General features: G+C 70.9%; 9 protein-coding genes. 3 read left to right on the top strand and 6 right to left on the bottom strand.

Features of this window, described 5'->3' with window-relative positions:
- Positions 1–48: 48 nt before the first annotated feature.
- Positions 49–1,113 carry a bifunctional NAD(P)H-dependent oxidoreductase/GNAT family N-acetyltransferase gene (locus B7767_RS22735; RefSeq protein ID WP_085573819.1) on the bottom strand — a complete coding sequence of 355 codons (1,065 nt, stop codon included), beginning with the start codon at positions 1,111–1,113 and terminating at the stop codon, positions 49–51.
- A gap of 30 nt (positions 1,114–1,143) precedes the next feature.
- Between B7767_RS22735 and B7767_RS22730 the strand changes: the two genes are divergently transcribed.
- On the top strand, positions 1,144–1,608 hold the full coding sequence (locus B7767_RS22730; protein WP_085573818.1) for a MarR family winged helix-turn-helix transcriptional regulator: 465 nt from the start codon (positions 1,144–1,146) through the stop codon (positions 1,606–1,608).
- Between the two features lie 357 nt (positions 1,609–1,965).
- Complete coding sequence (locus B7767_RS49380) at positions 1,966–2,193, top strand: hypothetical protein (protein WP_085573817.1); 228 nt, start codon at positions 1,966–1,968, stop codon at positions 2,191–2,193.
- On the opposite strand, the gene B7767_RS22720 is transcribed toward B7767_RS49380, so the two are convergent.
- A complete protein-coding gene (locus tag B7767_RS22720; protein ID WP_143652590.1) occupies positions 2,177–4,810 on the bottom strand; it encodes a DUF6185 family protein in 2,634 nt (877 codons plus the stop codon). The genes B7767_RS49380 and B7767_RS22720 overlap by 17 nt on opposite strands.
- Positions 4,811–4,851: 41 nt before the next feature.
- Between B7767_RS22720 and B7767_RS49115 the strand changes: the two genes are divergently transcribed.
- A complete protein-coding gene (locus B7767_RS49115; RefSeq protein ID WP_085573815.1) occupies positions 4,852–5,205 on the top strand; it encodes a hypothetical protein in 354 nt (117 codons plus the stop codon).
- 422 nt (positions 5,206–5,627) lie between these two features.
- On the opposite strand, the gene B7767_RS48250 is transcribed toward B7767_RS49115, so the two are convergent.
- The 4 genes from B7767_RS48250 to B7767_RS22695 form a co-directional block, all read right to left on the bottom strand.
- A complete protein-coding gene (locus B7767_RS48250) occupies positions 5,628–5,870 on the bottom strand; it encodes a DUF6411 family protein (protein WP_085573821.1) in 243 nt (80 codons plus the stop codon).
- A 474-nt stretch (positions 5,871–6,344) separates the two neighbouring features.
- On the bottom strand, positions 6,345–6,671 hold the full coding sequence (locus B7767_RS22705) for an STAS domain-containing protein (RefSeq protein ID WP_085573814.1): 327 nt from the start codon (positions 6,669–6,671) through the stop codon (positions 6,345–6,347).
- Positions 6,668–7,990 carry a PP2C family protein-serine/threonine phosphatase gene (locus B7767_RS22700; protein WP_085573813.1) on the bottom strand — a complete coding sequence of 441 codons (1,323 nt, stop codon included), beginning with the start codon at positions 7,988–7,990 and terminating at the stop codon, positions 6,668–6,670. Before B7767_RS22700 ends, B7767_RS22705 begins: the two co-directional genes overlap by 4 nt.
- Entirely contained in the window at positions 7,990–8,793 is an 804-nt protein-coding gene (locus B7767_RS22695; protein ID WP_085573820.1) for an alpha/beta fold hydrolase, read from the bottom strand. The genes B7767_RS22700 and B7767_RS22695 overlap by 1 nt, the downstream gene beginning before the upstream one ends.
- Positions 8,794–8,921 lie beyond the last annotated feature (128 nt).

Raw genomic sequence — 8,921 nt, 5'->3', positions numbered from 1 at the left:
CCGCCGTCCGCTCCGGCCGGGGGCCGGTTCGGCCGGTGGTGCCCGCGCTCAGGCGGGGACGGTTTTGGCCAGGCCCACCACGCCGTCGTCCGGCGCGTCGGGAAGCGGGACGTAGCCCTGCCGCCGGTAGAGGGTGAGGTTGCGGTGGCTGGCGGAACCGGTGGCCAGGACGATGCGCCGGCAGCCCTCCCCGGCCGCTTCGGCCCGGCGCAGCAGCCACCGGCCCACCCCCAGTCCCCGCAGGTCGGGGGCGACGGCGAGTCGCCCGACGTGCAGGTCGGCGCCGGTGCGACGCGTGCGGACCATCCCGAGCAGCCGCCCGTCCCGCCACAGGCCCGTCGTGTGCCAGTCGGCCAGCCAGGCGCGCACCTCGTCCGGCGACTCGTGGAGCGCCGGGATCGCCAGGGTGTCGTTGACGAGTGCCTCCTCCATCCAGCAGCAGCGCTGCAGCACCGTCACCTCGGGGGCGTCGTCCGGACCGAGACGGCGCGTGTACGAGCCGGGGAGCGGGCCCTCCACGGCGCCCGCGTGGGCGCGTTCGCGCAGCGGGGCCAGGGCCCGTGAGACCCGTACCAGTTCCGCCAGCAGCCCTTCGGCCGCTTCGGTGTGACGTGCCGCGGGGGCGAAACGGTCCTCCCGCATCGCGTCCGCGATCCGTATCGCGACGGTCGCCCCCAGGGGGACCAGGCGCAAGGTGGTCACCACCTGCTTGGCGTGCTGGACCGCGCGGGTGCCGGCCGAGGTGTGGCCGTAACTGACGAAGCCGGCCGGCTTCCAGGCCCATTCCGGGCCCAGGTAGTCGAGCGCGTTCTTCAGGGTCGCCGGCATGCCGTAGTTGTACTCCGGCGTGACGAAGACGAAGCCGTCCGCGCCGTCGACGATCCGGCTCCAGCGACGGGTGTGCTCGTGGTGGTGGACGCCGGCCGACGGGTGCTCCTCCTCGTCCAGGAAGGGCAGGTCCAGATCGCCGATGGCCAGGGGCACGAGGTCCGCCTCGAGCATGTCGGCGCTCGCCGCGAGCGTCCCGGTCAGCCACTCGCCGACGGCCGGGCCGAGCGCGCCGGGGCGAGTGCTGCAGACCAGGACGATGATGCGGAGTCGTTTCGTTGTCATGGAAACGAAAGTAGCCGGTATATTGATTACATGTCAACGAACGAGACGGATCCTCCGGTCCGCTGGCTCACGGCCGACGAGGAACGCGCTTGGCGCGCGTACCTCCGCATGGTGACCGCGGTACGGACCCGCACCGCACAGGACCTCGCCGCGTACGGGCTGTCCGAGCCGGACTACGAAGTGCTCAGCACGCTGTCCGAGCGCACCGACGGCACCAGCACGCTGCGCGAGCAGGCCGCCAAGATGGGCTGGTCACGCAGCCGTCTGTCCCGCCACGCCACCCGCATGGAGGCACGCGGACTCATCCGGCGCGCACCGGACCCCGCCGACGGGAGGGGCTGCTTCCTGGTCCTCACCAGGACGGGGCGGGACACACTCCAGGAAGCCGCCCCGGGCCACGTCGCCTCCGTACGCCGGCACCTCGTCGACCGGCTCGACCCCGAGGAACTCACGGCGCTCGGCCGCATCGCCGAAAAGATCACCGACGGTTCCTAGGCGTCCATGACGCGCGCCTTCGCCGGACGACCCCAGGACTCGGACGGGGGCCGGTCGTCGTCGCCCCGGAACCGAGGCCTGCGTGCCCCGCCACACCGGCGGGAGAGCATCGGGCCGCAAGACCGACGCCGCCCGGTCCGGAGGGCGAGGTCACCGCGCACCGGTGTGGGACAGACGCGCCCCGGCGGGGATTCCGGTGCACGGCCCGGGAGTGCCGCCCTGATCGGGCGCGTGGACCGCTCCGGGCCCCGCGACACGCGCCGCCCGGGTCCGGTCCTGGACCGTACTGCCGGATCACGCCTCCGTGAACCGGCACGAGGACGGCGTGATCGATCGCCACCGCCCTGCTGGAGCGGGGTGTCGGCGTCGAAGCAGGCATCCGCTCCGGAAACCGCCGCGGCACAGCATTTCATCACCTGGTCAAAGTCCCACCGCGTCCTGCGCGTCCTGGCCGAAATCACCGACACCGGTCCACGGGCCGCGATCCGATCCGCAGTCGATCCACCGGATGACGACCACCCCGGCATCGCGGCTGATGACTTGGAGGACCTCACCGAGCGGCCCGCGTCTACGGCGTCCGGCTGACACCGCTGTTCTCCGGCGGGGAGCCGCCCGTCTCCGCGAGGAACTGCCAGATGGTGGCGATGGCCGCGGCCTGCGCGAGCAGCCAGGCGACCTGGACGGAGAAGAACCGCATCTGGTAGACGGAGTACAGCCGTGCGATCCGACCTCGCCAGTACCGGTGCTCCTCGCGGAAGGTCTCCAGGTCCATCAGGATGCCGGTCAGCGTGAGGACGAGCAGCATCGCCGCGACCGCGAACGCCAGCCCCGTCTGCTCCTCCCCCAGAATCCAGTTGCCCAACGCGAACAGCCCGGCGGGCAGGGCGTAGGCGAGGGCGACGCAGAAGGCCTTGGCCGGGCCGCGTCTGCCGGGCAGTTGGTGCCACAGGACTCCCAGGACCATGCCGGCGGCCGCGTAGCCGACCTGCCAGAGGAGGAACTGGAGCAGCACGTCCGGCAGACCCAGCCGTTCGTGCAGGGTGCTCGTCAGTTCCTCCCCGTGCAGCTGGTTCGCCCACACCAGCCCGGCGGTCAGGGGCAGGGCCACGGGCTGGGTGAGGCGTGCCGCCCTGACGCCGTTCCCCCACCAGGTGTCCCCGGGACCGAGGACCAGGGCCACGTCCACCACCGACACGTCGTGCGGAAGGCGGTCGCGGCCTCCTCGTGACGACCGCCAGCGGTGCATGCGCCTCAGCCCCGTCTCGAGGTCGCGACGGCGGACCGTGGCGTCGTCGGCCTGTCCGTGGTCCAGGCGTCGCAGCTGGGCGTGGCGTTCCCGGTAGGTACGCGCCCGGTCCAGCAGGACCGGCCGGTGGGACACGCGGAGGGTCCTGGCGAGGGGTTCGCCGCTTCTCTCCAACCGCTTGTCCCCCACGGTCCGACCGGAGGCGAGGCGCAGCAGGCCGGCGAGTGCGAAGAGGTAGGCGAAGAACCACACCCAGCTCAGGGCTCCGCTGGCCGTGTACTCACCGATGTTGAGGGCGACCATGACCGGAAACAGGAGCAGCACCAGCAACCGGTACGGTCCTGCCGGACCGCGCAGCGCCACGGTGGCGTCCGCGGTGCCCTCCGCCCCGGTGCGCAGCAGCCCCAGAACGGCCAGACCGCTGGGGATCCACAGCAGGGCGCACCACCAGTTCTGCACGTTGTGCGTGAACCACAGCAGGTTGCTTCGTAGTTCAGCACGGTGCCACGCGCCGTAGCCGGGATCGTCCGGGAAGGGGGACGCGCTGCCGGGCAGCCACCCTCCGGGGTCGATGTGGGGAGAGAGCCAGGAGGCCCGGTTCCAGTCCCGCTCGGCGGCCGCCGCGTAGCAGACGCCCAGGACCACCAGAAGGATCAGGGTGCCCGTGAGCAACGCCCGCGGCCGGGGCCGCGCGCGACGAGGGCTGTACAGCCCTCCGCCGACGGCCAGTCGGCGCACGGCCGCGACACCGCCCAGGAGGAGCAGGGCCGTCGAGCAGACGGTGACGGCAACCACCGCTGCCGTCGTCAGGTCGGCGGGGCCGGGCGCCGCCACGAACGTCTTCGGGTCCAGGCCGAACAGGCCCGGCCGCACCGCCGGCACGACGGACACAGCGCCCAGCAGGACGCCGGTGACGGCCAACGCCTTGCCGGGCCGGCCGAAGAACAACAGGATCCCGCCCGCAACGGTTGCGGTGAGCCAGGCCCACGGGGCATGAGCGGCCTGTTCCCGCCACTTGTCGTTGTCCCCGAAGGCACCGATCGCACCGAGGTACAGGTTGCGGCCCTGTACCACCGCGACCACGCACAGCAGGACCAGGGCCCACCCGCGGAGGTCGTCCCTGGCCCGCGGATCGGCCCGGCCGGGCCGAGGGAGCCGCGGCAGCATGACCAGGACACAGCCCAGTGCTGCGACCAGAACCAGCCACCACGACATGAAACCGGCCTTGTCGAGCGCGGCGAACGGCGGATTGTCGTCCTGGGCAGCGTACGCACGAGGCCATGCCGGTGCGATGCGTACCTCGACAGGGGGTGCGGCGGCGTCGGGGTACCAGGCCAGGCGGTCCCCGTTGCGCCCGACGGCCGCCTCGGGTTTCGCCGACACGGCGCCGGAACTGCCCGGATCCACCGTGATCCGCTGCCAGGTGGCGGATCGTATCGGGTCCGGCGGAGTCAGGTGTACGGCCCACTTGGCCCTGCCCACGTGGACGGTCCAGGGGCCGATGCGCAGCTTGTCGCGCTGGTCGACCCATCCGTGCGCTCGCACGACGACCTCGACCGAGCGCGCGCTCCCCTCGTCCGGAGCGGGCACGTCCCGGACCGGAGTGACGGTGGGTTCACCGGTGCGCCACTCCTGCCAGTTCGTCTCCACTCCCTTCAGTCCGCGGGATGCGGGGCCCCGCACCAGGCACCGCATGGCCTTCCGGTACCGGTCGGACCTCGGGTCGAGGAGCAGTCCGTCGGCGAGCGGCCAGGCCAGGGGCACCGTGATCGTCAGCTCGCTGACGACCTTCGTGTACGTGCGGTCGTCGTGGTCGAGGCGCAGCGCGGCCTCGACTTCGGCTGTCTTCAGTCCTTGGCTCGTGCAGGGATCGCTCGGCGTTCCACCGCTTTGAGCCGTCGCTCCGTAAGCTGTCGGCGCCGCGGCCGGTCCGAGCACCACCAGGCAGGCCAACACGGCGAGCAGAAGACAGGAAGCGCCTCGGCAGCCAGGAATGGATGTCAAAGGCCCTCCCGCAGCACCGAGTCGGGTCACTCATCCTCGCTGTGAAGCGTAGGTTCCGCGAGGTTCGTGCCGAAGTGAGGGCGCACTGGTGGTTGCGCGAGTCGGGCACGCGCTCCCTGGTCCGTACAGCCCGGCAGAACGCCTTTGAGGATCCGGAGCGGTTCACCGCGGTGGTGCCGGACGAGGTGTACCGGCTCACCGGCTCGGCCGAAGAGACCGCTTCGGTCCACGAGTTCCCCCACGACGGCCGCAAGCACGGCGCCGGCCTCGTCACCGGATCCCACGCTCCGGCCGTGTGCGGGATCGGATGGATCATCCGGCAGGCCAGGTGGAGGGTGAGGGCGTGACCGAATGCCCTGGACGATTCCCAGCCCGTCCGGTGAAGAAGGCATGTGGAGAACGTGAGCGATGCCGGTCGGGGCCAAGGCGCCGCTTCGAGCGGAATTTGCCGAGCTCGAGCATGCAGAAGGGCTCGCGGAGCAGCGCGCTGCCCCCGCAAGCCCTTGAAGTGATTCTCCTGCCTTCACCGCCCTCCGTCGGCAGGAAGGCGGTGATGACCGGGAAGAGCAACACCGCACGGGTGCACTGCTAACGACTATTTCTTCTGTTGTGCGGCGCGAGTGCGATCACTGTCGCCACGGCCGCGCAGATGACGGCGAGGACGAGCCGAACAGGAAGAAACCCGCCGCCCTCGTAAGCGATGGTGCGCATGACACCGGCCGGGTACACACCCTCTCCTGGAGATGCTCACGACGGATCGCGTTGCCGGTCAGAACGGCATGTGGCCACGGGCCCGCCGGCCGGCCGAACCGCTGCGGCCAACAGCCTTGGAACTGCTGCGGAAGGGCTTGCTGAAAGCGCGACCGAGGATACCGGGAGCCTTCCCCCCGACCCGTGACCCGACACCGAGCGTGCGCTGGGTCCCCCGCTGCGGGTGGTGGGACAGGCGCGGTACGAGGAAAGCGAGAACGGCGAGAACGACACACACAGCGACAATTCCTACGATCATCATCGTGCAGCTCCTAAACGTGAGGCGTGTCTGTCGGTTGCCCTGAAGACGGGAGGCCATGCGCAAGCCGCGCCTGGCTCGGGGATCGAGCGTCTCCCTCTCGACCCGGGAGCGGTTGGCATCGCCGGAGCACCTCACGAACAGCCTCTTCGTCGCGACGTGGCGTGGTGCAGAGCCTGTTGTCCCAAGACGCAACAGCTCGGGGCGACAAACCAGCGGGCGGTCTCGACGAGCTCCTGGTCGAGGCGGTCGGCCGCACCTCGCCCCCGGACGGCTGCAAGCCGTATCGGATCCCTGCCGAAGAAGCCGGGGTCGATGGCGGTGTCGCCCTCGAAAACCTGTCGGAGAGCATCCAGAGGGACATCATCGAGACCTCCCGGCGCGCAGACCTGTCCGAGCGGAGACGGCGCCCGCCGATACGGCGGACACCGCCCGCTGGGCGCTGCGGCATCAGGGCGAACGCCAGCGGGACATGCTTCAGACGGGGACGCTGGAATGGATGGTGAAGATCTGGTCCAGGCCGACCAGGGTGAGGACGCGCATCAGGTTGGGGGGAACGGCGTGCAGGGCGATACCGGCGCCTGAGGCGTGGGCGTGCTGGCGGGCGGCGAGGAGAGCGGTGATGCCCGTGGAGTCGCAGAACTCCAGGCCGGACAGGTCGATGGCCAGGCACTGCCCCGGGGCGAGGGGGAGTTGTTCGGCCCGGTGGCGCAGGGCGGCGGCCTGCGCGTAGTCGAGTTCGCCGGCCACGTGCAGGACGGGGCCGGTTGCGGTGTCGTCGTGTGTGATGTTCAGCGGGCTCATCGTGAGTGGTTCGTTGCCGGGTGGGTGCGGGGACGGGTGGCGGGGACGCCGAGGGCGAGCAGGGCGGTGTCGTCGTCGAGACCGCCACCGAGGCTTTTCAACAGCCCGGTCAGCGCGGTGATCACTTCCTGTGGTGTGGCGGGGGCGTGGCCGGCGGCGAAGGCGCGCAGGGCTTCTTCGCCGTACAGGTCGTCGCGGCGGGGGCCGGTGCGGGCCTCGGTGAGGCCATCGGTGTAGAGGAGGATCGTCTCGCCGGGGGCGAGGGTGGTCTGGACGGTGCCGGTCGGGGCGGTGGGCAGGACACCGACGAGCAGTCCGCCGGGGGTGGGCAGGAAGTCGGCGCGGCCGTCGGCGCGCAGTACGAGAGCCGGCGGGTGGCCGCCGGAGGCGAGGCGGACGGTGGCTTCGCCGGTTCCGGGATCCGGTTCGATGGTGCCGAAGATGCAGGTGCAGTAGCGGGGATCACCGCCGGCGGCGTACCGCTCGTGCAGGACGGCGTTCAGCGTGGTCAGCGCGGCGGCGGGCTCGGGGTCGTGAAGGGCTGCGGCGCGCAGGGTGTAGCGGGTCAGCGAGGTCAGCGAGGCGGCCTCGGGCCCCTTGCCGCACACGTCGCCGAGGAAGAACGCCCAGCGCTTGCCGTCGAGGGGGAACAGGTCGTAGAAGTCGCCACCGAGGCGGTCCGGCGCGGCGGTGTGGTAGTAGGCGGCTGCCTCCACTCCCGGCACAGCGGGAAGGGTGTCGGGCACGAGGGACTTCTGGAGCACGGCGAGCGCGTCGGCCAGCCGCTCCCGGTCGGCCTCGGCCTGCCGCCGGGCCTCTTCGGCCTGGGCCCGCGCCTGCTCTGCGTCCTCGCGTCGGCGCAGCAGCTCCTCCTCGTAGGCGCGGCGGTCGGCGGCGTCGAAGACGGTGGTGCGGATCAGCAGCGGATCGCCCCCACTGCTGTGCTTGACGACGGAGGAGACCAATACCGGCAGTCGGCCGCCGCCCGCCGTCTTCATCTCGAGTGCGATGCCGCGCAGCTCGCCCTGCATCCGCAACAGCGGAGCAAAGTGGGTCTCGTGGTACAGCTTCCCGCCCACGGGGAGCAGGTCCACGAACTTTCGGCGTCCGACCACGGCATCCCGCTCCAGACCCAGCCAGTCCAGCAACGTGGCATTGATCTTGGCGATGGTGCCGTCCATCAGCGTGGAGAGGTAACCGCAGGGCGCCGATTCGTACAGTTCCTCGGCACTGTCCTCCAGCAGCGCGGTGAACGTCGCGTCCGTACGCTCCCCGTCTCCCGTGCCGGTCGGCTCCTGCCCACCGTCCGTGCGGCACATCACGACAGCTCCTCCAGGAAGTCCAACAGCGCTGCCGTGGTGGCTTCCGGGGCGCTCAGCTGCGGACAGTGCCCGGTCGCCTCAAGGGTGACCAGCCGGGAGGAGGGAATGGCGGCCTGCACGTAGGCGCCGACCTCCCGCGGCGCGATGACGTCCTGCGAGCACTCCAGAACCAGTGTCGGCACATCGACGCGCTTCAGGTCGTCGCGGCTGTCGGACAGGAACGTGGTCCGGGCGAAGACCCGGGCGATGTCGGGATCGGTGGCACAGAAGCTGTTGGTCAGTTCCTGCCCCAGCTCCGGCCGCTCCGGATTGCCCATGATCACCGGGGCCATGGCCGAGGACCAGCCCAGATAGTTCGACTCCAGCGAGGCCAGCAGCTCGTCGATGTCCTCCACGGTGAACCCGCCGCGATACCCGTCGCCGTCGATGTAGCAGGGCGAGGGGGCCACCATCACCAGCGCCCCGATCCGCTCCGGGGCGGCCTCGGCCGCCAGCACCCCGATCATGGCACTGACCGAATGCCCCACGAACACGGCCCGCTCAAGATCCAGCTCTTCGCAGACCTCCACCACGTCGCGGGCGTAACCGTACAGGGAGGAGTAGCGCTCCTCGCTCCAGGCGGACAGGTCCGAACCGCCGGAGCCGACGTAGTCGAACAGCACCACCCGGTAGCGCTCCGCCAGCGCAGGCACCACCAGGCGCCACATGTTCTGATCACAGCCGAAACCGTGCGCCAGCACCACCACCGGCCCATCGGCACGACCGGTGACCATCACGTTGTTCCTGCGGCGGATGTCCATGTCCATACCCGTCATCCTCACATCCGGCCCAGCGCACCCAGAAGGCGGTCCACGATCACCTCGCACATCCGAGTACCCCACGGGGGCGGACCGGGTCCACGGTGTGCTTGTCCGCGCCCGGCGCCGGC

This window comes from Streptomyces sp. 13-12-16 (assembly GCF_002114215.1).
Taxonomy (GTDB): Bacteria; Actinomycetota; Actinomycetes; order Streptomycetales; family Streptomycetaceae; genus Streptomyces.
Note: the sequence above shows the minus strand (reverse complement) of the source record. Positions and strands in the feature narration are given on the sequence as shown.